The sequence below is a fragment of the Pseudomonas sp. I8001 genome (assembly GCF_013385345.1).
In the GTDB taxonomy this organism is placed as follows: domain Bacteria; phylum Pseudomonadota; class Gammaproteobacteria; order Pseudomonadales; family Pseudomonadaceae; genus Aquipseudomonas.
Genome location: NZ_JACAQC010000007.1, coordinates 187,613 through 211,191 on the forward strand (window position 1 = coordinate 187,613; position 23,579 = coordinate 211,191).

Genomic DNA, 23,579 nt, shown 5'->3' on the forward strand with positions numbered 1-23,579 from the left:
GAATAAAAGAAACGGAAAAAAGGATCGGCATTTTCCCTCAGCCACGGCCCTCGGGGCAATGACAGATAGTCACTTGGGGGTGTTTTTCCTGCGGATTGCCTGGAGAAACCGCCCCCCGCTTCGTCCATGGGTTATAGCGGCTGCTTATAACCACCGATTATCGACCAATATCAAAACTTTTTGATATTGCCCTTGCGGGGTTTTCCCACCGTCACTAGACTGCTGGCCTTATGAACCTGAGCGCACCTTCCATTCGACCCGACGACAGCGACGAGCTGGCAGCCCTGTGCAAGGCCGGTGGCGATCCGTTGCGCCTGAATGTGTTGCGCGCGCTGACCAACGATTCGTTCGGGGTGCTGGAGCTGGCGCAGATCTTCGCCATCGGCCAATCCGGCATGAGCCACCACTTGAAGGTACTGGCTCAGGCCGACCTGGTGGCGACCCGCCGCGAGGGCAATGCGATTTTTTACCGTCGCGCCCTGCCCCACACCGAGCAACTGGGCGGCAAGCTGCACGCCGCGCTGCTCGAAGAAATAGACAGCCTGGCGCTGCCGGCTGACGTGCAGTCGCGCATCAGCCAGGTGCACGGGCAACGTGCTGCCGCCAGCCAGGACTTTTTCTCACGGGTAGCCGAGAAGTTTCGCGCCCAGCAGGATCTGATCGCCGGCTTGGCGCAATACCGCGAAAGCGTGCTGGCACTTTTGGACAAGCTGAGCTTCAGTGATGAGGCTACGGCGGTCGAAGTGGGCCCGGGTGATGGCGGCTTCCTGCCGGAGCTGGCGCGGCGCTTTCATCAGGTCACGGCGCTGGACAACAGCCCGGCGATGCTGGAGCTGGCCCGCCAATTGTGTGAGCGCGAAGCGCTGGGCAATGTCCACCTGCAGTTGGCGGACGCCCTGAATGACACCAGCCTGCGGGCCGATTGCGTGGTGCTGAACATGGTCCTGCACCATTTCGCCGCCCCGGCAGACGCCCTCAGGCAGATGGCGAATTTGCTGCAACCAGGCGGCAGCCTGTTGGTCACGGATTTATGCAGCCACAACCAGAGTTGGGCCAGGGAAGCCTGCGGTGATCTCTGGCTGGGTTTTGAACAGGACGATCTGGCCCGTTGGGCCACCGCTGCGGGACTCGTTCCCGGGGAAAGCCTCTATGTAGGTTTACGTAATGGTTTCCAGATTCAGGTCCGCCATTTTCAGCGGCCGGCTGGCGACACTCACCATCGGTAAATATCAGGAAAACATCGAGATGAGCGAATACTCCCTTTTCACCTCCGAGTCCGTGTCTGAAGGGCATCCGGACAAAATCGCCGACCAGATCTCTGACGCGGTGCTGGACGCCATCATCGCTGAAGACAAGTTCGCCCGAGTGGCGTGCGAGACTCTGGTGAAAACGGGCGTGGCGATCATCGCCGGCGAAGTCACCACCTCTGCCTGGGTAGACCTGGAGCAGATCGTGCGTGATGTGATCATCGACATCGGCTACAACAGCTCCGACGTCGGCTTCGACGGTGCGACCTGCGGCGTGATGAACATCATCGGCAAGCAGTCCCCTGACATCAACCAGGGTGTAGACCGTGCCAAGCCTGAAGATCAGGGCGCCGGCGACCAGGGCCTGATGTTCGGCTATGCCAGCAACGAAACCGACGTGCTGATGCCGGCACCGATCACCTTCTCCCACCAGTTGGTGAAGCGCCAGGCCGAAGCCCGTAAATCCGGTGCATTGCCATGGCTGCGCCCGGACGCCAAGTCCCAGGTGACCTGCCGTTATGAAGGCGGCAAAGTCGTCGCCATCGACGCGGTGGTACTGTCGACCCAGCACAACCCGGACGTTTCCTACGCCGACCTGCGCGAAGGCGTCATGGAGCTGATCGTCAAGCACGTGCTGCCTGCCGAACTGCTGACCAAGGACACCCAGTTCCACATCAACCCGACCGGCCAGTTCATCATCGGTGGCCCGGTGGGCGACTGCGGCTTGACCGGTCGCAAGATCATCGTCGACAGCTACGGCGGCATGGCCCGTCACGGCGGTGGCGCGTTCTCCGGCAAGGATCCATCCAAGGTTGACCGTTCGGCGGCCTACGCCGGTCGTTACGTGGCCAAGAACATCGTGGCCGCCGGCCTGGCCGAGCGTTGCGAGATTCAGGTGTCCTACGCAATCGGTGTGGCCCAGCCTACGTCGATCTCGCTGAACACCTTCGGTACCGGCAAGATCAGCGACGACAAGATCGTCAAGCTGGTGCGTGAGATCTTCGACCTGCGTCCGTACGCAATCACCACCATGCTCGACCTGCTGCACCCGATGTACCAGGAAACTGCGGCCTACGGCCACTTCGGTCGTACCCCTGAGCAGAAGACTGTCGGCAACGACACGTTCACTACGTTCACCTGGGAAAAGACCGACCGCGCCAACGACCTGCGTACTGCCGCCGGCCTGTAATCGTCCTACGGTGTACACAGAGCCCCGGCGTTCTGTTCAAGCGAGCAGAAACATCGGGTAAAAAGCCTCGCGGTTGCGGGGCTTTTTTATGCCCGCGGGGATGGCTTAGGCTGGGCGCCCTTTTCAGAGCAAGGATGCTCATGATGACGTCACTTATGCGCTGGCTGTTTTTTCTTTTACTCAGCTTCTCGCCGCTCACTGCGTGGTCGCAGGGGTGCCCCGACTGGGAGGCCGATCACGCCCGGGCCCAGATCAGCACCCTGGCGCAACAAATCCGCTTGTGGGATGACAGCTACCACCGGCTCGGCCAGTCATTGGTCAGCGATGAGCTGTATGACCAGGCCAGCCAGCGCCTTGCCCAATGGCGCAGGTGTTTCACTCCCTCCGCCCCAGTCACGGACGACCCGCTGGGCAGCGCGCGGGGCACGACCGCCCACCCGACGCCCCACTCCGGCCTGGAAAAACTGCTGGACGATAACGCCGTGCAAACCTGGCTGGGGACTCGCCAGGACGTGTGGATCCAGCCCAAGGTCGATGGCGTCGCCGTCACGCTGGTTTACCGCAAGGGCCGGTTGAGCCGGGTCATCAGTCGCGGCGATGGCCGGCTGGGCCAGGATTGGTCAGCCTCCGCCCGCCGGATTCCGGGGATCGTGCAGCAACTGCCCGAGCCCGTTGACCTGTTGTTGCAGGGCGAACTCTATTGGCGACTGAATGACCATGTGCAAGCTGCCAAAGGTGGCCTCGGCGCCCGCGGCAAAGTGGCCGGGCTGATGAATCGCCGGCAGTTGAGCGACGCCGAGGCCGCCAATATCGGTCTGTTTGTCTGGGCCTGGCCCCAGGGCCCCGATGACTTTTCCGAGCGGCTGAGCCAGCTGGCGCAGTGGGGCTTCACCGACAGCGGGCGCTACAGCCACCCGATCAAGGACATTACCGAAGCGGCGCACTGGCGCAGCTATTGGTACAGCCACCCGCTGCCCTTCGCCAGCGACGGCGTGGTATTGCATCAAGGCCAGCGGGCCCCGGCCGAGCGCTGGCGGGTCAGCGCGCCCTACTGGGCGGTTGCCTGGAAGTACCCGGTGGCCAAGGCACTGGCCCATGTGCGCAAGGTGCACTTCAAGATTGGCCGCACCGGGCGCATCACCTCCATCCTGGAGTTGGAACCGGTACTGCTCGATGACCGGAAGATCAGCCGGGTCAGTGTCGGTTCCCTGAAACGCTGGCGGGAACTGGATATCCGTACTGGCGACCAGGTGTCCATCAGCCTCGCCGGGCACGTCATCCCCCGCCTTGACCGCGTCATCCTGCGCAGCCAGCCACGGGCCGAGTTGCAGGTCCCGCAGGCCAGGGACTTCCACCCCTTGAGTTGCTGGCAACTGGCCCCGGGTTGCGAAGAACAGCTGCTCGCGCGCCTGACCTGGCTGAGCGGCGCCCAGGGCCTGGCCCTGCCACACATCGGCCGCGAAACCTGGAACACCTTGATCCAGGCCGGCCTGATCGACGGCCTGCTCGATTGGTTAACCCTGGATGAGGCAGAGCTTGCTAACATTGATGGCTTCGGCGAACGCAGCAGTGCGCGTTTACTCGACAGCTTGCGCAGCGCCCGGCAGCGACCGTTCGCGCAATGGCTGATGGCCCTGGGAGTACCGCCCACGGCCCGCAACAATCTACAAGGCGGCTGGCAAACCCTGGCCGCCAGAGACACTCAAGCCTGGCTGGCCGAAGACGGCATAGGCCCGGGTCGCGCGGCGCAACTGAGCGCTTTTTTTCGCGACCCGCAGGTGCTGGCCTTGAGTGAAACATTACGGGCTGCCGGGATAGATGGTTTTTGACCTCTGCCCGACGGCATTAACCGGTGCCGGCAGAATTCATCCTGCCCACCTGATTGCGACCTTGTTTGCCTTGGAGCCTTTATGAAATTTCTTGCACCTTTTGCCCTGTTGACCGTCGCTACCCTTATGTCCGCGCCATTGCTGGCAGCCGAGGAAGCTGCGCCACTCACAGGCTGCGCCGCCAAGCGCGAGTCCATCAGCACCCAGATCGAACAAGCCAAGGCCCACGGCAACAGTGAGCAACAAGCCGGCCTGGAAAAAGCCTTGAGTGAAGTCACCGCCAACTGCACCGATGCCTCCTTGAAAAAGGAGCGGGAAAACAAGGTGCTCGACGCCAAGCACGAAGTCAGCCGCCGTCAGGCTGACCTCGACAAGGCCATGAAGAAGGGTGATTCCGAGAAGATCAACAAGCGCAAGGACAAGCTGGCCCAGTCACGCAAGGACTTGCAGGAAGCCCTGGACGAACTGGACAAGTAAGACGGCCTCAGTGATCGCGGAACTGTTTATGGCACGCGGTGCAGGCATCTTCGACCTTCTGCACGGCCGGCCCAAGATTGCTGGCCTTGTAGGGCTGGACCTGGCTGGCGATCACCAATTCACCGGTGGCCGTTTCAAGGTTTCGAGCCATTTCCTGGAAGCGTGCCTGCTGCTGCCACACGTCGTCCTTGGCGCTGGTGTGGTCTTCTTCACGCACGCTCGGGAAATGTTTCCACGGTTCGTGGGACAACGCATCAAGCTTGACCGCGCCTTCGGCAAATTTGCCGCCGTCGAACGGAATGCGCCCACGCAACATGCCGCCCAGGTCTTCGCCGGTCTTGAGCATCTGCTTGAAAATGGCCTTGCGCTGGCCAAGGGGCGAATTCGGATCAACCCCGCCGCAGGCGGACAGTGTCAGGCAGGCCAGCAATACAACGGTCAGTCTTTTAAAAGTCATGATGGCTCAAGGTCACGGGAAACGGCGGCCAGTATCCTCGCCCCGCCCGCAAAGACCAATACCCCTATTAATAATAAGGGTTGCTCGAGCACCAACCAGCGCGGGCAATCGCTTCAGGAATTGATTGTATGAGTATCCGCTTTAAACCCTGGAGCCGCCGCCTGGCGTGGGCTCTGCCAATGATCGCGTTGCTGGCCGGTTGCGACACCGGCAAGGACGAAAAAGCCAAGCCCCACGCCATCGCCACCTACGTTGGCGCTACCTGGGAAAACCTGCCGGCCGTGTCGGACAGCGACCTGCAAGCCGGCTTCGAATCATGGCGCAGTGCCTGTCAACGCCTCAAGGCTGACCCGATATGGGGCGCGACGTGCGCGGCATCGGCCACCGTGCCGTCGACCGCAGTGGCGATTCGCGACTTCCTCAAGGCCAACCTCGATGTCTACGGCCTGCGTTCGGCCGACAACAGCCCCAACGGCCTGATCACCGGCTACTACGAACCGGTTTACCCCGGCAGCCTCACCGAAACCGCCACCGCCCATGTACCGGTGTTCGGCGTGCCGGATGACCTGATCATCGTCAACCTGGAAAGCATCTACCCGGAGCTCAAGGGCAAGCGCCTGCGCGGTCGCCTGGAAGGCCGGGTACTCAAACCCTATGACGACGCCAGCACCATCAACCACCAAGGCTCCACCGCCAAGCCCATCGCCTGGCTGACCAACCCGATGGACCTGCAATTCCTGCAGATCCAGGGTTCCGGTCGTATCCAACTGGCCGACGGCCGCCAATTGCGGGTGGGTTACGGTGACCAGAACGGTTACCCGTACCGCCCCATCGGCCGCTGGCTGGTGGAGCAGGGCGAGCTGAAAAAAGAAGACGTGACCATGGGCGCCATCGCGGCCTGGGCCAAGGCGCATCCGCAGCGTATTCCTGAATTGCTGGCAAGCAACCCCAGCTACGTGTTCTTCAGTGCCCGCCCCGACAGCAACGAAGGCCCGCGTGGCTCGCTGAACGTGCCACTGACTGCGGGTTATAGCGTCGCGGTGGACCGCAAGGTAATTCCGCTGGGCAGCCTGTTGTGGCTGTCGACTACCCGACCGGATGGTGCGCCGATTGCCCGCCCGGTGGCTGCGCAGGATACCGGTGGTGCAATTACCGGCGAAGTGCGGGCCGACCTGTTCTGGGGAACCGGTGATGCCGCCGGCGAGTTGGCGGGCAACATGAAGCAGCAGGGCCAGATCTGGATGCTGTGGCCCAAAGGCGCAGCGTTGCCGAAAGTGCCGGATGCACCGACAGGCACCTGAAGAACACCACGGTCTATGTGAGAGCGGGCTTGTGTGGGAGCGGGCTTGCTCGCGAATGCGGTGGATCAGTCGATACATCCGGTGCCTGACACACCGCATTCGCGAGCAAGCCCGCTCCCACATTTGAACAGTGTCAGGCTTTAGATCGAGACGAAGAAGAAGCTCGCAATCAACGCCATCCCCACCGCCCACACCACCGACCGCAGCATCGCCCAGTCCGCCAGGTAGCAGATGATGTAGAGCAACCGGCTGGTGATGAACAGCACCGCCAGGACGTTGATCGTCACCAGCGACGCAACGCCAGCCAGATGGGCAATGATCACCGCGGCCGCAAAGGCCGGGGTCACTTCGAAGCTGTTGAGTTGCGCACTGTGGGCGCGCTTGGCAAACCCCTCGAGGGTGTCGAGGAACGCCCGCGGGTCATGGTTCTGCCGGGGCCCGAACTTGCCGCCGCTGAACTTGGCCACGCCCGTGCACAGGTACGGCAGAAAAATTGCGATCAACACACACCAGAAAGCGACTGTCATAACCCATTCCTTTTTTAGTTTTATCCGACGGTTAGAGTTTCATCACGAACATGCCGATCAGCACCAACCCACAGGCTATGAGCCGTGGGCGGCCGAAAGGTTCTTTCAGGTAACGCATGCCGAACAGCACCACCAGGATCACACTGACTTCCCGCAGCGCAGCGGCTTCGGCAATCGAGCCCAACTGCATGGCCCAAAGCACCAGAGCGTAGCTCAACAACACGCACAACCCGACACTCAGCCCCAGCCGCCACTGCGTGCGCCAGAACAGCCCGAACGCCGCCCGTTTGCGCACCATCGCCAGCAACGGAAACGGCCATGCGCTTATCAGCGTCAGCCACACCAGGTAGTCCAGCGGGTGTGACCAACGGCGCAATGCCTGGCCATCGAGGAAGGTGTAGCAACCGATACACAAGCCGATCAACGCCACCACCGGCAGCATCGACCAGGGCAACCGGTCGCCACCGCCGCCCTGCCACAACAGGCATAGCATGCCGAACGGGATCAGCAGAATGCCGAGAATCTGCTGGGTACTGAGCACCTCACCGGCAAACACCAGCGTCAGCGCCAGCACCACCAAAGGCGACAAGCCGCGCATCAATGGGTACACCAAGCCCAGGTCACCCACGCGATAGGCCTGGATCAGCAGGTAGCGGTAGAGCAATTCAAACAACGCCGAGGCGATGATCCACGGCCAGATTTCCAGTGGCGGAAACGATACAAACCCCACCGCCAGCACCACAAACAGCAACGCCACCGTGTCCATGCACGCGATGACCAACAGGCGCTCGCCGCTGAATTTGATCAAGGTGTTCCACGTCGCATGCAACAACGCCGCTACCAGTACCAGAGCTGTTGCAATCACGGTGACTCCCCAGTCATAAAAAGCGGAATTGATTCGCCATATTTCAGCACCTGTTTATACTAAAGCCGACCACGCCGCACTCAGTTGCGCAAAGACCTGGACCAATAAATTTTTGCTGCTGCCCGATCTTCGCCGATCCGGGCGTCGGCCTGCGTATGCCTGATCAGAGCGTCACGATTACCGAAGGAGATCCTCGCCTGCCGCTCGGTGCCTGGATCGGCGGGATGGTGGCGGCGGCACTTTTGTTCATCGACCTGCAACGTCGTCGCCTTGCTGCGGTCAACGTAGCCAACTGATAAATGTGTTCTGTGTGGGAGCTGTCGAGCTTTAGGGCGGCTTCGATACAGGCGCTGCGGTCTTGCAGCCTCACCCAGGTGATGCCATCGCAGCCTCGCTGGGGCTCGACAGCTCCCACATATGATCTCTACTCACTCCTCCATCCAAGGACCCCGGATGCTTGAACTTGTCGCTGCGTTTATTTGCCTCACCACCCTGCTCACGTATGTGAACTACCGCTTCATCGGCCTGCCGCCCACCATCGGTGTGATGGTCACGGCACTGATGTTTTCCCTGCTGCTGCAAGGCTTGAGCTTTATCGGCTACCCCGGCCTTGAAGAGCGCATCCAGCAGTTGATCGGCCAGATCGACTTCGGCGACCTGCTGATGAACTGGATGCTCTCGTTCCTGCTGTTCGCCGGCGCCTTGCACGTCAACCTGAGCGACCTGCGCAGCTACCGCTGGCCCATCGGCCTGCTTGCCACCTTCGGCGTATTGATTGCCACGGTGGTGATCGGCAGCCTGGCCTTCTACATTTTTGCCCTGTTCGGCTGGCACGTGAGTTTCCTGTACTGCCTGCTGTTCGGCGCGCTGATTTCCCCCACCGACCCGATTGCCGTGCTCGGGGTGCTGCGGACCGCCAATGCGTCGAAACCACTGAAAACCACCATCGTCGGCGAATCGCTGTTCAACGACGGCACGGCGGTGGTGGTGTTCACCGTGTTGCTGGGCATCGCGCAACTGGGCGAGACGCCTACGGTCGGCGCCACGGCCATGCTGTTTGCCCATGAGGCGATTGGCGGCGTGGTGTTTGGCGGGCTGATCGGCTACATCGTGTACCTGATGATCAAGAGCATCGAGCAGTATCAGATCGAAGTGATGCTGACCCTGGCCCTGGTGATCGGCGGCTCGGCGATGGCCACTGAACTGCACGTCTCGGCACCCATTGCGATGGTGGTGGCGGGCCTGATCATCGGCAACCTCGGCCGCAAGCTGGCGATGAACGACATGACCCGGCGCTACCTGGACGGCTTCTGGGAACTGCTCGATGACATGCTCAACGCCCTGCTGTTTGCGCTGATCGGCATGGAACTGCTGCTGTTGCCGTTCAACTGGCTGCACGTGTTGGCCGCCAGTTTGCTGGCGGTGGCAATCCTGTTGTCACGCCTGCTGACGGTGGCCCCGGCGATCCTGCTGCTGCGCCGCTGGCGCACGGTGCCCCGCGGCACCATCCGCATCCTCACCTGGGGCGGCTTGCGCGGCGGGGTTTCCGTGGCACTGGCCCTGGCCCTGCCACTGGGCCCGGAGCGTGACTTGCTGCTGAGCATCACCTACATCGTGGTGCTGTCTTCGATCCTGTTGCAGGGTTTGAGCATCGGCAAGCTGGTCAAGCATGTGACCAAGGATGAGCCTGTTCCCGAGGCTCACCACTGAAGCTCACAGTCAAAGCGTTTGCACGATGATCTGGCTTTTCAGGTCATTGACCATAGCCTGGATCACCGGCTTCATCTGCGCGAAGAGCTCGGCGCTGCAAACCGCTTCCGGGTGGGCAAACCTGGCCGTGCGTGAAATCAGTACGGTGTTGCCCTCCCGGGAATAGGTGGCGCTGTACTCGAAGCCAGCGCCCTTGAACGAAACCGCCTTGGGCACCGCCAGAATATTGAGGGCCTTGGGAAACTCGAACCGGGCCGTCTCAGTGCTCTCTCCAGAAATGCAGATGAAGGCCTGCGCCCGCTCTTTTTCCACAGCAAGGGCAGATACGTTCTGGGCAATCCCTCCGCCCAGGCTACTCAGCGCCGGCACACCTATCGGGCCCGGCACATTCACCAGGTTGTCCGTGCGCCCCACCATCACGGCATTGAAGCTTGGGGCGTCGCTGTCCAAGGGGTCGGTTTGCAGCGTGCCGCTGCCTGCCTGGCCATAACCGTGCAGGATTTTCTGGATCATCAAGTCACGGTCCGCCGGTTTCATCGACTTAATCGAGGTCCGGGCAAACTCCGCGCGCCAACCGTCCAGGCGCTTAGCCTGGGTGAAGTCTGCAGCGCCACTGGCGTCCACCTTGAATACCAGCTCACTGAACTCTTTGCCCGGCTGAGTCGCCGGCGTGCGGCCGATCTCGCCGGTACGCGTCAACAACACCGGTTTATCCAGGTCGAGGTTGGGCAGGTAACCGGCGGCCGTGCCAGTCGCGGTTGAATCCAGGTACAGGTCCAGGCCAGGGATATAGGTGATTGCGTGGTTGATCGGGCTGACCGCCGCAACCTTGGGCAAGGTGTAGGCACTGCCGTAGCTGATCAGCGCCGGGGAGCTTTCAATGGCGACGGCCTTGAGCAACGCTTCAAGCAGGGCCACATGGTCCTTGCAGTCACCATAGCGGTTGTCCAGCACCGACTGCGCAGCGTGGGGAACCACCCCGCCGGCATCGATGTACACCGCCACATACCGGATGTTCCGGCGTACCCAGTTACTCAATACCAAAGCCTTGGCCCGAGGTGTTGGCAAGTCGACCGTGAGTTGCTTGGCCAGCGTGCTGATCGCCGGGGTCACTTCGACGGTGGCCCGGGCATCGTAGGCTTTGGCCAATGCCTGATAGCTGGGGAACGTCGAGACCGCCAGACGCTGGCCGTAATCCACGTACGCCACCGCGCCTTGCTCGGGACGGGACTTTTCAGCCGGCACGTAATCCCAGCGATACACCTTGCGCCCGGGCGCCGCCGCCGGCGTAGATGCACTGAAGCCTTTGGCATCGACGTACAGCGGCTTATCCACCGGCAGATCGTAGGTCAGGCTGAACTGCTCCATCGGATTACGGCTTGGCGTTGCGAAGTCAATAAATTCGCCGGGGAACAACGGGGTCTTGCGCACTCGTTGAAAACGCAGGATCAAGCGATCACCCACCGCCACCTCGGGGAATATCACCACCTTGACCCGGGAGTCCTGGAACATCGGTGCGTCGGCGGAAGCCCGCTCCTGCTGCTCCTTGATCTGCTCGGCACTCACCGGCACTTTGCGCCCGTCAGGCTTGTGGGTGAACGCCTCGACAATCTCAAGCGTATCCAGGGAACGGTTGTAGCTCACCGGCTGCTGCGCCTGGGACCGAATGCCACGCTCTTCGTTGATGCGCACCACTGACTCGTAGTCCTGCACATAACTGCCGTCGGCGTTGATCACGAATGACTGAGCCATTTTCTCGACGGTCACGGAGTGGTCTGCACCATCATCCGTGGCCTGCGCAGAACCCAACACACCTGATACCAGCAGCAGCCCCAATAGCCTGCGCCATGGGAAAAGAGGGGAAGCCCGCATAAAGATCCTTCTTGATGAATGAAAAGCCGCGCCGCGACTTTGCCATTCATTTATGACGAATCGGCTTACGGTTCCTTGTTGATCTGATGAGGGTGACGCGGGTCGGCAACCTTGCCCGGCAGGCTGCTTTCGCTGCGAATCTGCGCATGGCTGATCAGCGCAAAGATAAAGCTGCCGCCGATGATATTGCCCGCCAGCGTCGGCCCGGCGAACACCAGCCAGAAGTCTTTCCACGGCAGCTCGCCGGCAAATACCAGGTACGACACTTCCGCCGAGCCCACCACAATGTGGGTGAAGTCTCCCAGTGCCATCAGGTAGGTGATCAGGATGATGATCCAGATTTTGGCGCTTTCCATGGATGGGATCATCCAGACCATGGTGGCGATCATCCAGCCCGAGACGATGCCCTTGGCGAACATCTGGTAGGCGTCGTTTTCCATGACCTTGCGCCCGATTTCCAGGAAGGCCAGGTCGGTCTTGGTGTCAAAGATCGGCAAGTGCAGCATCACATACGCCACCAGCAAGGTGCCGCACAGGTTGCCCACCAGCACCACGGCCCATAAACGCAGCAGGCGTGCGAAATTCTTCAGCGTGGGTTTGCTCATCACCGGCAACACCGCGGTCAGGGTGTTTTCGGTGAATAACTGCTGACGGGCGAGGATCACGGCAAGAAAGCCGGCGCAGTAACCAAAACTGGCGATCACCTTGAACTCTTCGCCATCCGGCAGGCGCGAGTTGAGCAAGCCCATGCCCATCAGTGACAGGCCCATGGTCAGGCCGGCGGCCAGCGCCGACCACCACAACGCGGCGACGTTGCGCTCCAGTTCCTGATCGCCCTGAGTGCGGATGATTTCATGCAGAACCGCCGCGCGAGGCGGCTGGTTCTTGTCGACGTCGTGCTGCTCTTCCTGCGACAGATTGGGGGTCTTGCCGTCTTCTTGCGTAGCCATGGTGATACCTGAACGGGGGGGCGATGTTCAGGTACGACCTATGGTTGATCAAGAGCGTTCACTGGCCCTGCGCAGGATTACTCGCCGAGGCCTTCCGACTGGAACTGATCCTTCACGTACTTGATCTCGGTACGGCCGTGGGGCGCCGGCAACCCGTCTTCACCCAGGTTCACGAAGACCATTTTTTCCACCGTCAGAATGCTCTTGCGCGTGATCTTGTTGCGCACTTCACAGGTCAGGGTGATGGAGGTGCGACCGAACTCGGTGGCGGTGATGCCCAGTTCGATGATGTCGCCCTGGCGCGAGGCGCTGACGAAGTTGATTTCGGAGATGTACTTGGTCACCACCCGCTGGTTGCCCAACTGGACAATCGCGTAGATGGCCGCTTCTTCGTCGATCCAGCGCAGCAGGCTGCCACCGAACAGGGTGCCGTTGGGGTTGAGGTCTTCGGGTTTTACCCATTTGCGAGTGTGGAAGTTCATGTTCACTCCAAAGCGTGTTGCGAAATGATGGGCAACATCATGGCAGAGGCCGGGCCCAAGCTCTATGAGCCATTGCCTATCAACCCCATGAGCGATCTTCATGCCGCCGACAGAAAGGCTTTAGAAGTCAGGCGCAGGCGGCTATAATCGCCTCCGCTTCAAAACGGTCATCTTCGATTGATACCGTTCTCCCGCCACCTGTCCGAGGGGCGCTGCAGCAGGCTCGACCTGTCAGGCTCGGATGGGGCGTTGTCCGGCCTGGTTAGCCAGCTGGATACTAAACGCACAACGGCGCCCATTCGCACACTACGAATGGAGGCTCTTCATGAGCGCTGTAATCACGCCTGCAGGTTTTACCGACTACAAAGTCGCCGACATGTCCCTCGCTGCCTGGGGCCGTCGCGAAACCTTTATCGCCGAATCCGAAATGCCAGCCCTGATGGGCCTGCGTCGCAAGTACGCCGCTGAGCAGCCGCTCAAGGGCGCGAAGATTCTCGGCTGCATCCACATGACCATTCAGACTGCCGTGCTGATCGAAACCCTGGTTGCCCTGGGTGCCGAAGTACGCTGGTCGTCCTGCAACATTTTCTCGACTCAAGACCAGGCCGCTGCCGCTATCGCTGCTGCCGGTATCGCCGTGTTCGCCTGGAAAGGCGAAACCGAAGAAGAGTACGAGTGGTGCCTGGAGCAAACCATCCTCAAGGATGGCAAGCCATGGGACGCCAACATGATCCTCGACGACGGCGGCGACCTGACCGAACTGCTGCACAAGAAGTACCCGCAGATCCTCGACCGCGTCCACGGCGTGACCGAAGAAACCACCACCGGCGTTCACCGCCTGCTGGACATGCTGGCCAAGGGCGAGCTGAAAATCCCGGCCATCAACGTCAACGACTCGGTGACCAAGAGCAAGAACGACAACAAGTACGGCTGCCGTCACAGCCTGAACGATGCGATCAAGCGCGGCACCGACCACCTGTTGTCCGGCAAGCAAGCGCTGGTGATCGGCTACGGTGACGTGGGCAAGGGTTCGTCCCAGTCCCTGCGTCAGGAAGGCATGATCGTTAAAGTCTCCGAAGTCGATCCGATCTGCGCCATGCAAGCCTGCATGGACGGTTTCGAAGTGGTTTCGCCGTTCATCAACGGCCAGAACGACGGCACCGAAGCCAGCATCGACAAGGCCCTGCTGGGCAAGATCGACCTGATCGTGACCACCACCGGCAACGTGAACGTGTGCGACTCGAACATGCTCAAGGCCCTGAAAAAGCGCGCCGTGGTGTGCAACATCGGTCACTTCGACAACGAAATCGACACCGCTTTCATGCGCAAGAACTGGGCATGGGAAGAAGTGAAGCCACAGGTACACAAGGTTCACCGTACCGGTGCTGGCGATTTCGACCCGCAGAACGATGACTACCTGATCCTGCTGGCCGAAGGCCGTCTGGTCAACCTGGGCAACGCCACTGGCCACCCAAGTCGCATCATGGATGGCTCGTTCGCCAACCAGGTACTGGCGCAGATCTTCCTGTTCGGCCAGAAATACGCCGACCTGTCGCCCGCCCAGAAAGCCGAGCGCCTGACCGTGGAAGTACTGCCGAAGAAACTCGACGAAGAAGTGGCCCTGGAAATGGTCCGCGGCTTCGGCGGCGTAGTGACTCAACTGACCAAGACCCAGGCCGACTACATCGGCGTGACGGTCGAAGGCCCGTTCAAGCCGCACGCTTACCGCTACTAAGTCCTACTGTAGGCACCGGCTCTAAGTGGGAGCTGGCTTGCCTGCGATAGCATCACCTCGGTGTGACTGACGCACCGAGGTGCCTGCATCGCGGGCAAGCCCGGCTCCCACACAAGCCCGCTCCCACATTGACGGTGTGCACCTTCTGGCTTTATGAGTTTCCATAGGTATGACCATGTCCCAAGATCGTCGCTACAGCTTCGAGTTCTTCCCGACCAAGACCGATGCTGGGCATGAAAAACTGATGGCAACTGCCAAGCAGTTGGCCAGCTACCACCCCGATTTCTTCTCCTGCACCTACGGTGCCGGTGGCTCCACCCGCGATCGCACGATCAACACCGTGCTGCAGCTGGAAAGCCAAGTCAAAGTACCTGCAGCTCCGCATTTGTCCTGCGTGGGCGACAGCAAGGCCGACCTGCGCAGCCTGCTGACCCAGTACAAGCAAGCCGGCATCAAGCGCATCGTCGCCCTGCGCGGTGACCTGCCCTCCGGCATGGGCATGGCCAGCGGCGAGCTGCGCTACGCCAATGACCTGGTGAGCTTCATTCGCGAAGAAACCGGCGATCACTTCCACATCGAAGTGGCCGCTTATCCGGAGATGCACCCCCAGGCGCGCAATTTCGAAGACGATCTGCAGAATTTCGTGCGCAAGGCCAACGCCGGCGCCAACAGCGCGATCACCCAGTACTTCTTCAACGCAGAGAGCTACTTCTACTTCGTTGAGCGTGTACAAGCGATGGGTGTGAACATCCCGATCGTGCCGGGCATCATGCCGATCACCAACTACAGCAAACTGGCGCGCTTCTCTGACGCCTGCGGCGCGGAAATCCCACGCTGGATTCGTAAACAACTGGAAGCCTACGGCGACGACGTCAAGAGCATCCAGGCGTTCGGCGAACAGGTCATCAGCGAAATGTGTGAACAATTGTTGCAAGGTGGCGCGCCAGGGTTGCACTTCTATACCCTGAACCAGGCTGAGCCTAGCCTCGCTGTCTGGAACAACCTGAAGCTGCCACGCTAAGGTCTGTTCCGAAATGCAAAGGCCCTCATAATGAGGGCCTTTGCCGTTCTAAACGCCCACGGAATTCTGCAGTCCATGAATACATCCGCCCCGACGTCCCGCCCGCAACTGGTCTACCTGGTGTTCGGCGCAGAGACTTACCATCAGGAAGCGGTATTCAGCATCGCCAGCGCCCTGTCGTTCCTGCGGGACGAGCCGGACACAGGCATCGACATCCAGGTCTTCAGCGACAACCCCGAGCCCTACCGCCTGCTGCCAGTACGGGTACGCCCGCTGGACGAAGCCACGCGCAAACGCTGGAGCGAGCCTCACGGCTACCACTTTCGCACCAAGCACGTGGTGCTGCGGCAAGTGTTGCAAGAATCCGAAGTGGCGCTGCTGATCGACACCGATACGTTTTTCCATCATTCGCCCCTGGCGCTGTTTGAACGCGTGCAGCCGGGCACCCTGCTGTGCAACGCCTTCTACACCAAGTACGGCGACAACCACGAAAGCATTCTGTACAGCGCCCTGTACCAGCGCCTGCTGGACATGGGCGTGGCCGACGATGACATGATGACCCTCAATTCAGGGGTCATGGGCCTGACGCAGCAGGACGCGCACATCCTCGACCGCTCGATCGAGTTGATGGACGAACTGTTTCCCCATGCCCAGGGCGCCTACACCCTGGAAGAATTCTGCCTGTCCATTGCCGCCTATCGCACCCTCAACGTGCGCGAATGCCCGGACTTGATCCACCATTACTGGAGCCGCAAGCAGCTGTTCCGGGCCAAGGTCAAGGCGTGGATCGCCAAGCATGGGGCAAACCCCACCGGCGCCACGGCCCTGGATGACACGCGCCAGGTTTCCGCCCACCTGCCCCGCCCGCCTCGTCTGCAACGCTTGATGTACAAGCTGATCACCCTGGCACTGCCCAAGCACCAACAGCAGTTCATCCGGGAAATCCTCTACGGCTGCTATGAACATGAAAACGAGTTCGACCAGGCGTGTGGCCCGGTTTGGTGGGACAAGGCCCGACAAAACCAGGAAGAGCGCCAGGGTCGACCGGTGGATGCCCATCTGCTGGAGCACTGGTTTGGCAATCCCGTGGTGCGGCTGATTCTCGGCGAGCGGCGCGAGGCGATCTACGAACACCTGATCAAATCTCCGGGCAAGTAAACCTGGCGGGCGCCCGCAGATCACTGTGCCAGAGCTTCTCTTTAGCCCGATACAGTCGTAATCTCAGGGTATGCCTGTCACTTTCCGGTTATTGACTGCTGTTCTTTTCGCTTGCCTGAGCCTCGGTGCCCATGGCGAGAAACTGCGCATTGTCACCGAGCCCTGGGCGCCTTACGTCTACGACGACAACGGCACCATGCGCGGGCTCGACTACGAGACCACGGTGATCGTGTTCCAGCGCCTGGGCATCGATGTGGATTGGCAATTCCTGCCCTGGAAGCGCTGCCTGGCGATGCTCGACCAGGGCCAGGCCGACGGCGCACTGGATATTTTCCATAGCCATGAACGCGACGCGGTGCTGCTGTACCCTAGCGAGCCGCTGTCCGAGGTGGAGTTCGTGCTGTTCTACGCCAATCAGCGCCCACACCCGTTCCAGACCTACGACGACCTGCGCGGCCTGACCATCGGCACCTCGCCAGGCTACCTCTATGGCGCCGAATTCAGCGAGTCCACCCTCTTCAAGCAGGAGCCGGCCGCCAGCCATGAGGCCAACTTCGGCAAACTGGCCCTTGGCCGGATCGACCTGGTGATCACGGACCGTCGGGTTGGCCAGCATGTACTCAAGGCCCTTGGACTTGAGGACCAGGTCACCCAGGCACCCCAGGTAGTCAGCAGCCAGCCACAGTTCCTGGCCGTGCGCCGCGGTGCCGGCATGGATTTGCTGGTGCAACGCTTCGCCGCCGAACTCAAACGCTTCAAGCAAGAGCCTGTCTACGCGGCCTTGAGCGCCAAATATGCAGGCAGCAGCCCGCAAACCAGCGCATCAGCCCTGCCCGTACGCACCGTTGAGCAGCAGGAAAGCAGCGCAGAGTGATTGCTCTGTTATACTCCGGCCTTTCCGCCAGGCTTACGCCCGGACGCTTCGGTCTTGCAAAAGGCACCCGACCCCGCTACAGCGCAGCTTTCAAGCCCGCGCGAGCCGTCTGAGTGCCCGCCAGCCCCAGCAGGACCGGACGGGATTGCGTTCATCTAAACGCCATTCACGCCAGGCAAGACTATCCCTCTGGGCCAAGCCCTAACTAAAACAGGATTACTCATGTCCTTTGCTTCCCTCGGTCTCTCCGAGGCTTTAGTCCGCGCCATCGAGGCAGCGGGCTATACCGAGCCTACTCCGGTGCAACAGCGGGCCATTCCCGCCGTGTTGCAAGGCCGCGACCTGATGGTTGCGGCTCAGACAGGTACTGGTAAAACCGGCGGCTTCGCCCTTCCGATCCTGGAGCGGTTGTTCCCCAACGGTCACCCGGACAAATCCCAGCGTCATGGCCCGCGCCAACCGCGCGTACTGGTCCTGACCCCTACCCGCGAACTCGCCGCCCAAGTGCATGACAGCTTCAAGCTGTATGCCCGCGACTTGAAGTTCGTCAGCGCCTGCATCTTCGGCGGCGTCGGCATGAACCCACAGGTTCAGGCCATGTCCCGCGGTGTCGACGTACTGGTTGCATGCCCGGGTCGCTTGCTCGACCTGTGCGGCCAAGGCAGCGTCGATTTGTCCCACGTGGAAATCCTCGTGCTGGACGAAGCCGACCGCATGCTCGACATGGGCTTTGTCCATGACGTGAAAAAGGTCCTCGCGCGCCTGCCGGCCAAACGCCAGAACCTGCTGTTCTCGGCCACGTTCTCCAACGACATCACCGCGTTGGCGGGCAAGTTGTTGCACAACCCCGAGCGCATTGAAGTCACGCCGCCGAACACCACGGTCGAGCGTATCGAGCAGCGCGTATTCCGCCTGCCGGCCGCCCACAAGCGTTCGCTGCTGGCCCACCTGATCACCGCCGGCGCGTGGGAACAGGTGCTGGTGTTCACCCGCACCAAGCACGGCGCCAACCGCCTGGCCGAGTACCTGGACAAGCACGGCCTCACCGCCGTCGCGATCCACGGCAACAAGAGCCAGAATGCCCGCACCAAAGCCCTGGCCGACTTCAAGGCCGGTGAAGTGCGCATCCTGGTCGCCACCGACATCGCCGCTCGCGGCCTGGACATCGACCAACTGCCCCACGTGGTCAACTTCGAGCTGCCAAACGTCGATGAAGACTACGTGCACCGTATCGGCCGTACTGGCCGGGCCGGTCGTTCGGGCGAGGCCATTTCCCTGGTCGCACCGGACGAAGAAAAGCTGCTGAAAAGCATCGAGCGCATGACCAAGCAGAAAATCGCCGACGGCGACCTGATGGGCTTCGACTCCAGCGCGGTTGAGGCCGAGAAGCCTGAAGTGCGCGAACGTCCGGACGTGCGCAACCCGCGCAACAACCCACGCGGTCCGAAGGGCGATGGCCCGAACGGCGGCGGCGGTGGTGGCGGTCGTAAAGACAAGGGCAAGGACAAGGGCGGCAAGGACAAGGCTGCGACCAATGGCCGTGGTGAACGCCCGGCCCGTGAGCAAAAGCCCCGTGAAGGCACCCCGGCCCGCGAACAGCGCCAGCCGAGCCAGCCGCCACGTGCTGCTGCCGACCGTGCTCCGGACGAGTTCCTGGACGACGACGTGGACAACTTCGGTAACCGCGTTGACTACGTGCCCCAGGCCAAGCCGGCCCAGGGCCGTGGTCGTCGTCCGGGCGCTCCGGCCCAGGGCGCAGGCGCAGGTACTCCGCGTACCGGCGGGCAGCCACAAGGTCGCCAGAACGGTCCGCGCAGCAGCAACGGCGCCACCACCGGCACCCCGCCTGCCAAGCGCAGCGGCCCGCGCAACGGTGCACCGCGTGACGGCCAGGCCCGTCGCGAAGAGTCGCGCAACCGTCGCCCGGCCCGTGATGATCAACCTCGCCTGTCGGAGCCAGCGGTGCAAAACCCGCGCGGCGGCCCGGCACCGAAGATCATCCACAAAGAGTCGAAAAGCGATCGCACGCTGACACCTGAGCAGTTGGATCAACTGCCGGGCCGTCCACGTGGTGAAAAACCGGCGTTGCTGACCCGCAACCGCTGAGTTTTCAAAGCGCCATAAAAAATGCCCCGGATCGCGAGATCCGGGGCATTTTTGTGTGGCCGGCGAAAATTACTTCGCTTTCACACCTTCAAACGTCACGTACAGCTCAACGTTGTTGGACGCTGGACCCAGGTCCATCTGCTTGCCGAAGTCCTGGCGATTGAAGGAGGTAGTACCTTCAAAGCCGGCACGGTAGCCGCCCCATGGATCCTTGCCTTCACCCAGGAAGGTCGCCTTGACGACGATCGGCTTGGTCACGCCGTGAAAGGTCAGGTCGCCGGTCACGTCAGCAGTGACTTGGCCAGCGGCATTCTTGCCAGTGGTCTTGACGCTGGTGGAGACGAACTTGGCATCGGCAAACTTGCCAACGTCCAGGAAGTCTTTGCTGGCGATGTGCTTGTCACGTTCGGCGTGGTTGGTGAACACGCTGGCGGTGCGGACGTTGAACTCAATCTTGCTGTCTTCAGGCTTGGCAGCATCGAAGCTGAACTTGCCGTCCAGGTCCTTGAAGGTACCGGTGATGAAGCTGTAGCCCAAGTGGCTGATCTTGAAGTCAACGAAGGCGTGCTGGCCTTCCTTGTCGACAACGTAGTCAGCTGCCATCGCCTGACCGGCAGTCAGCAGGGCAGAACCGATGGCCAGAGCGGCGAGAGTCTTTTTCAACATGCTTTCTATTCCTTGTGAGTCGAGGTTGAACATCAGGCTTTGCGCCCCAGCATACGAACCAGGGTCACATCACGATCAATGAAATGGTGTTTCAGCGCGGCCACGCCATGCAGGCCGGCGAACACCACCAATACCCAGGCCAGGTACAAATGCACCACGCCTGCAGTGTCTGCCTGGTCCGGTAGCCCGGAAACCAGCGCAGGAATCTCAAACAAGCCAAACACCGGGATCCCGACACCGTCTGCGGTGGAAATCAGGTAACCGGCAATCATCACGGCAAACAGCCCGAGATACAGGAACGCGTGGCCAAACGCAGCCCCCAGACGCGTCATGCGGCTATAGCTGGCAAGCGGTGGCGGCGGCGGGCTGACCAGGCGCCAGACGATCCGCACGAGCATGATGGCGAACAGCGTAATGCCGATGCTCTTGTGCAGGTCCGGGGCGTCTTTGCGCCAGGCACTGTAGTAGTCGAGACCGACCATCCACAGGCCCAATGCGAACAGACCGAACACCACCAGGGCCACGCCCCAGTGCAAAACGATGCTGACCCAGCCATAGCGGGCCGGTGAATTACGTAGTTGCATGTCCCAAATCCCGTAAGAGCTGTGGCAAGACTATCGATTTACCTATCGAATTAAAGCGGAAAATTTCGCTTTGAAATATCGAGAAATACGATCAAGAGCGTATGCAGAGTAAGTTAACAAGAGATTAAGGACTATCCAGAAGAAACGTGACGGACTGTCCTGCGTTTACCACCAATTTACGCTTCAGACTCGCAATGGGTTGTGACACAGGCCGGCATTGCATAGGCTTGCGCGATTGTTTCGCCCGCGCACGTCGCGAGCCGCTTCGAGGAGAATAAACATGGGTTTGAATAACCAGTGGATGCAACGCGACCTTGCGGTGCTGTGGCATCCCTGCACCCAGATGAAAGACCACCAGCAACTGCCGCTGATCCCGATCAAGCGCGGTGAGGGCATCTGGCTGGAAGACTTCGAAGGCAAACGCTACCTCGACGCCGTCAGTTCCTGGTGGGTCAACGTGTTTGGCCACGCCAACCCTCGCATCAACCAGCGCATCAAGGACCAGGTCGACCAGTTGGAACACGTGATCCTCGCCGGTTTCAGCCACCAGCCGGTGATCGAGCTGTCCGAGCGCCTGGTGAAGATGACCCCCGAAGGCCTGACCCGCTGCTTCTACGCCGACAACGGCTCGTCGTGCATCGAAGTCGCGCTGAAGATGAGCTTTCACTATTGGCTCAACCGCGGCCTGCCGAACAAGAAGCGCTTTGTCACCCTGACCAACAGCTACCACGGCGAAACCATCGCCGCGATGTCGGTAGGCGATGTGCCGCTGTTCACCGAGACCTATAAAGCCCTGCTGCTGGACACCATCAAGGTGCCGAGCCCCGACTGCTACCTGCGCCCCGACGGCATGAGCTGGGAAGAACATTCCCGGAACATGTTCCTGGCCATGGAGCAGACCCTGGCCGAAAACCACGACACCGTGGCCGCCGTGATCGTCGAGCCGCTGATCCAGGGCGCCGGCGGCATGCGCATGTACCACCCGGTGTACCTCAAGCTGCTGCGCGAAGCCTGCGACCGTTATGGCGTGCACCTGATCCACGACGAAATCGCCGTGGGCTTTGGCCGCACCGGTACGATGTTCGCCTGTGAACAGGCCGGCATCCGCCCGGACTTCCTGTGCCTGTCCAAGGCCCTGACCGGCGGCTACCTGCCGCTCGCCGCGGTGGTCACCACCGACGATGTGTACGACGCCTTCTACGACGACTACCCGACCCTGCGCGCCTTCCTGCACTCCCACAGCTACACCGGTAACCCGCTGGCCTGTGCGGCGGCCCTGGCGACCCTGGATATCTTCGAAGAAGACAACGTCATCGAAAACAACAAGGCCCTGGCCCAGCGCATGGCCACCGCCACCGCGCACCTGGCGGACCATCCGCACGTCTCGGAAGTGCGCCAGACCGGCATGGTGCTGGCCATCGAGATGGTGCAGGACAAGGCCACCAAGACCGCCTACCCGTGGCAGGAACGCCGTGGCCTGAAGGTGTTCGAACATGCGCTGGAGCGAGGCGCGTTGCTGCGGCCGTTGGGCAGCGTGGTGTACTTCCTGCCGCCGTATGTGATCACCCCGGAGCAGATCGACTTCCTGGCTGAAGTGGCCAGCGAAGGGATCGACATTGCCACCAACAGCAAGGTCAGCGTGGCGGTGCCCAAGGATTTCCACCCGGGGTTTCGTGATCCGGGCTGATTGAGTTGATCGTTCCCACGCTCCGCGTGGGAATGCAGCCATGGACGCTCCGCGTCCGCCCTGCACACTATTTCCAGAGAACAGAAATGAGACTGTCCCGCTTTTTTGTCGACGCCCCCCTGAGCCTTGGCGACCACGAGTTGCCGGAAGCCCAGGCGCACTACATCAGCCGCGTATTGCGCATGAGCGAAGGCGACCCCGTGCAGTTGTTCGACGGTTCCGGCCAGGAGTTTCGCGCCAGCTTGCTGGAAGTCGGCAAAAAACGCGTGGTGGTGCAAGTCACCGAAACCTTCGCCGGGCAGGTCGAGTCGCCGCTGCAGATTCACCTCGGCCAGGGCCTGTCCCGTGGCGAGCGGATGGACTGGGCGATCCAGAAAGCCACCGAGCTTGGGGTGAATGAAATCACCCCGATCTTCAGCGACCGCTGCGAAGTGCGCCTCAAGGACGAACGCGCCGACAAACGCCTGCAGCACTGGCGCCAGGTGGCGATCAGCGCGTGCGAGCAGTGCGGTCGCTCGCGAGTGCCGGTGATTCACCCACCGCTGTTGCTGGCGGATTGGTTGAAACAGGCCGAAGCGGATTTGAAGCTGGTGCTGCACCCGGTGGCCGAGCCCCTGGTCAGCCACGCCAAGCCTGGGAGCCTGGCCTTCCTGATCGGGCCGGAGGGTGGATTGACTGATGGGGAAGTCGAGACGGCACAAGGTGCGGGGTTTCATGCCGCACGGTTGGGCCCACGGGTGCTGCGTACCGAAACTGCGCCAGTCGTGGCGCTGGCGGTGGCTCAACAACTCTGGGGCGACTTCTAAACCCGTTTTGCAAACCCCATCAAATGTGGGAGCGGG

The 23,579-nt window shown here is 61.3% G+C and carries 22 protein-coding genes and 1 riboswitch; of the genes, 14 read left to right on the forward strand and 8 right to left on the reverse strand.

The window, feature by feature from the left end; translation table 11 throughout:
* Positions 1 to 230: 230 nt before the first annotated feature.
* The 4 genes from HX839_RS05355 to HX839_RS05370 all read left to right on the forward strand — a co-directional run bounded on the left by HX839_RS05355 (position 231) and on the right by HX839_RS05370 (position 4,742).
* On the forward strand, positions 231 to 1,226 hold the full coding sequence (locus HX839_RS05355; protein ID WP_003216864.1) for a metalloregulator ArsR/SmtB family transcription factor: 996 nt from the start codon (positions 231 to 233) through the stop codon (positions 1,224 to 1,226).
* Positions 1,227 to 1,245: 19 nt separating this feature from the next.
* Positions 1,246 to 2,436 carry a methionine adenosyltransferase gene (gene metK / locus HX839_RS05360; RefSeq protein WP_003216863.1) on the forward strand — a complete coding sequence of 397 codons (1,191 nt, stop codon included), beginning with the start codon at positions 1,246 to 1,248 and terminating at the stop codon, positions 2,434 to 2,436.
* A gap of 143 nt (positions 2,437 to 2,579) precedes the next feature.
* Positions 2,580 to 4,265, forward strand: a complete 1,686-nt coding sequence (gene ligB / locus HX839_RS05365; protein WP_256344680.1) for an NAD-dependent DNA ligase LigB — start codon at positions 2,580 to 2,582, stop codon at positions 4,263 to 4,265.
* Between the two features lie 81 nt (positions 4,266 to 4,346).
* Positions 4,347 to 4,742, forward strand: coding sequence for a DUF1090 domain-containing protein (locus tag HX839_RS05370; RefSeq protein ID WP_177020228.1), 396 nt, complete (start codon positions 4,347 to 4,349; stop codon positions 4,740 to 4,742).
* Positions 4,743 to 4,749: 7 nt separating this feature from the next.
* On the opposite strand, the gene HX839_RS05375 is transcribed toward HX839_RS05370, so the two are convergent.
* On the reverse strand, positions 4,750 to 5,199 hold the full coding sequence (locus HX839_RS05375; protein WP_008434083.1) for a cytochrome c: 450 nt from the start codon (positions 5,197 to 5,199) through the stop codon (positions 4,750 to 4,752).
* Positions 5,200 to 5,327: 128 nt separating this feature from the next.
* On the opposite strand from HX839_RS05375, the gene HX839_RS05380 reads away from it, so the two are divergent.
* The gene (locus tag HX839_RS05380) at positions 5,328 to 6,500 is read left to right on the forward strand and encodes a murein transglycosylase A (protein ID WP_177020229.1); all 1,173 of its coding nucleotides are present in this window, start codon (positions 5,328 to 5,330) and stop codon (positions 6,498 to 6,500) included.
* A gap of 140 nt (positions 6,501 to 6,640) precedes the next feature.
* Here the strand turns inward: HX839_RS05380 and HX839_RS05385 are convergent, their stop codons facing one another.
* Both HX839_RS05385 and HX839_RS05390 read right to left on the reverse strand, forming a co-directional pair.
* Complete coding sequence (locus HX839_RS05385; protein ID WP_003216858.1) at positions 6,641 to 7,027, reverse strand: MAPEG family protein; 387 nt, start codon at positions 7,025 to 7,027, stop codon at positions 6,641 to 6,643.
* A gap of 31 nt (positions 7,028 to 7,058) precedes the next feature.
* Positions 7,059 to 7,892, reverse strand: coding sequence for an EamA family transporter (locus HX839_RS05390; RefSeq protein WP_063026578.1), 834 nt, complete (start codon positions 7,890 to 7,892; stop codon positions 7,059 to 7,061).
* Between the two features lie 155 nt (positions 7,893 to 8,047).
* Here HX839_RS05390 and HX839_RS05395 point away from each other — a divergent pair, with 155 nt between their 5' ends.
* Positions 8,048 to 8,188 (forward strand): hypothetical protein, encoded by a 141-nt coding sequence (locus tag HX839_RS05395; RefSeq protein ID WP_177066832.1) that lies wholly within the window; start codon positions 8,048 to 8,050, stop codon positions 8,186 to 8,188.
* Positions 8,189 to 8,345: 157 nt separating this feature from the next.
* On the forward strand, positions 8,346 to 9,602 hold the full coding sequence (locus HX839_RS05400; RefSeq protein ID WP_017476479.1) for a sodium:proton antiporter: 1,257 nt from the start codon (positions 8,346 to 8,348) through the stop codon (positions 9,600 to 9,602).
* Between the two features lie 9 nt (positions 9,603 to 9,611).
* Here the strand turns inward: HX839_RS05400 and HX839_RS05405 are convergent, their stop codons facing one another.
* The 3 genes from HX839_RS05405 to HX839_RS05415 form a co-directional block, all read right to left on the reverse strand.
* Positions 9,612 to 11,474 carry a DUF3857 domain-containing transglutaminase family protein gene (locus HX839_RS05405; protein ID WP_177020230.1) on the reverse strand — a complete coding sequence of 621 codons (1,863 nt, stop codon included), beginning with the start codon at positions 11,472 to 11,474 and terminating at the stop codon, positions 9,612 to 9,614.
* A 65-nt stretch (positions 11,475 to 11,539) separates the two neighbouring features.
* Positions 11,540 to 12,424 carry a formate/nitrite transporter family protein gene (locus tag HX839_RS05410; protein WP_003216853.1) on the reverse strand — a complete coding sequence of 295 codons (885 nt, stop codon included), beginning with the start codon at positions 12,422 to 12,424 and terminating at the stop codon, positions 11,540 to 11,542.
* 77 nt (positions 12,425 to 12,501) lie between these two features.
* Positions 12,502 to 12,906 carry an acyl-CoA thioesterase gene (locus HX839_RS05415; RefSeq protein WP_003216852.1) on the reverse strand — a complete coding sequence of 135 codons (405 nt, stop codon included), beginning with the start codon at positions 12,904 to 12,906 and terminating at the stop codon, positions 12,502 to 12,504.
* 198 nt (positions 12,907 to 13,104) lie between these two features.
* Positions 13,105 to 13,210, forward strand: a riboswitch (S-adenosyl-L-homocysteine riboswitch).
* Positions 13,211 to 13,231: 21 nt separating this feature from the next.
* Between HX839_RS05415 and ahcY the strand changes: the two genes are divergently transcribed.
* The 5 genes from ahcY to HX839_RS05440 all read left to right on the forward strand — a co-directional run bounded on the left by ahcY (position 13,232) and on the right by HX839_RS05440 (position 19,800).
* A complete protein-coding gene (gene ahcY / locus HX839_RS05420) occupies positions 13,232 to 14,641 on the forward strand; it encodes an adenosylhomocysteinase (RefSeq protein ID WP_003216850.1) in 1,410 nt (469 codons plus the stop codon).
* Positions 14,642 to 14,816: 175 nt separating this feature from the next.
* Positions 14,817 to 15,662 (forward strand): methylenetetrahydrofolate reductase [NAD(P)H], encoded by an 846-nt coding sequence (gene metF, locus HX839_RS05425; RefSeq protein ID WP_008434100.1) that lies wholly within the window; start codon positions 14,817 to 14,819, stop codon positions 15,660 to 15,662.
* Between the two features lie 75 nt (positions 15,663 to 15,737).
* A complete protein-coding gene (locus tag HX839_RS05430) occupies positions 15,738 to 16,820 on the forward strand; it encodes a hypothetical protein (protein WP_177066833.1) in 1,083 nt (360 codons plus the stop codon).
* Between the two features lie 70 nt (positions 16,821 to 16,890).
* Positions 16,891 to 17,694 (forward strand): ABC transporter substrate-binding protein, encoded by an 804-nt coding sequence (locus HX839_RS05435; RefSeq protein WP_177066834.1) that lies wholly within the window; start codon positions 16,891 to 16,893, stop codon positions 17,692 to 17,694.
* A gap of 222 nt (positions 17,695 to 17,916) precedes the next feature.
* Entirely contained in the window at positions 17,917 to 19,800 is a 1,884-nt protein-coding gene (locus HX839_RS05440; RefSeq protein ID WP_003216846.1) for a DEAD/DEAH box helicase, read from the forward strand.
* Positions 19,801 to 19,869: 69 nt separating this feature from the next.
* Here HX839_RS05440 and HX839_RS05445 read toward each other — a convergent pair whose 3' ends face one another.
* Both HX839_RS05445 and HX839_RS05450 read right to left on the reverse strand, forming a co-directional pair.
* Positions 19,870 to 20,466, reverse strand: coding sequence for a YceI family protein (locus HX839_RS05445; RefSeq protein ID WP_003216844.1), 597 nt, complete (start codon positions 20,464 to 20,466; stop codon positions 19,870 to 19,872).
* 32 nt (positions 20,467 to 20,498) lie between these two features.
* A complete protein-coding gene (locus HX839_RS05450; protein ID WP_003216842.1) occupies positions 20,499 to 21,050 on the reverse strand; it encodes a cytochrome b in 552 nt (183 codons plus the stop codon).
* Between the two features lie 280 nt (positions 21,051 to 21,330).
* Between HX839_RS05450 and HX839_RS05455 the strand changes: the two genes are divergently transcribed.
* Both HX839_RS05455 and HX839_RS05460 read left to right on the forward strand, forming a co-directional pair.
* Positions 21,331 to 22,737 (forward strand): adenosylmethionine--8-amino-7-oxononanoate transaminase, encoded by a 1,407-nt coding sequence (locus tag HX839_RS05455; RefSeq protein WP_134327454.1) that lies wholly within the window; start codon positions 21,331 to 21,333, stop codon positions 22,735 to 22,737.
* 86 nt (positions 22,738 to 22,823) lie between these two features.
* A complete protein-coding gene (locus HX839_RS05460; protein WP_087693231.1) occupies positions 22,824 to 23,543 on the forward strand; it encodes a 16S rRNA (uracil(1498)-N(3))-methyltransferase in 720 nt (239 codons plus the stop codon).
* Positions 23,544 to 23,579: the final 36 nt, after the last annotated feature.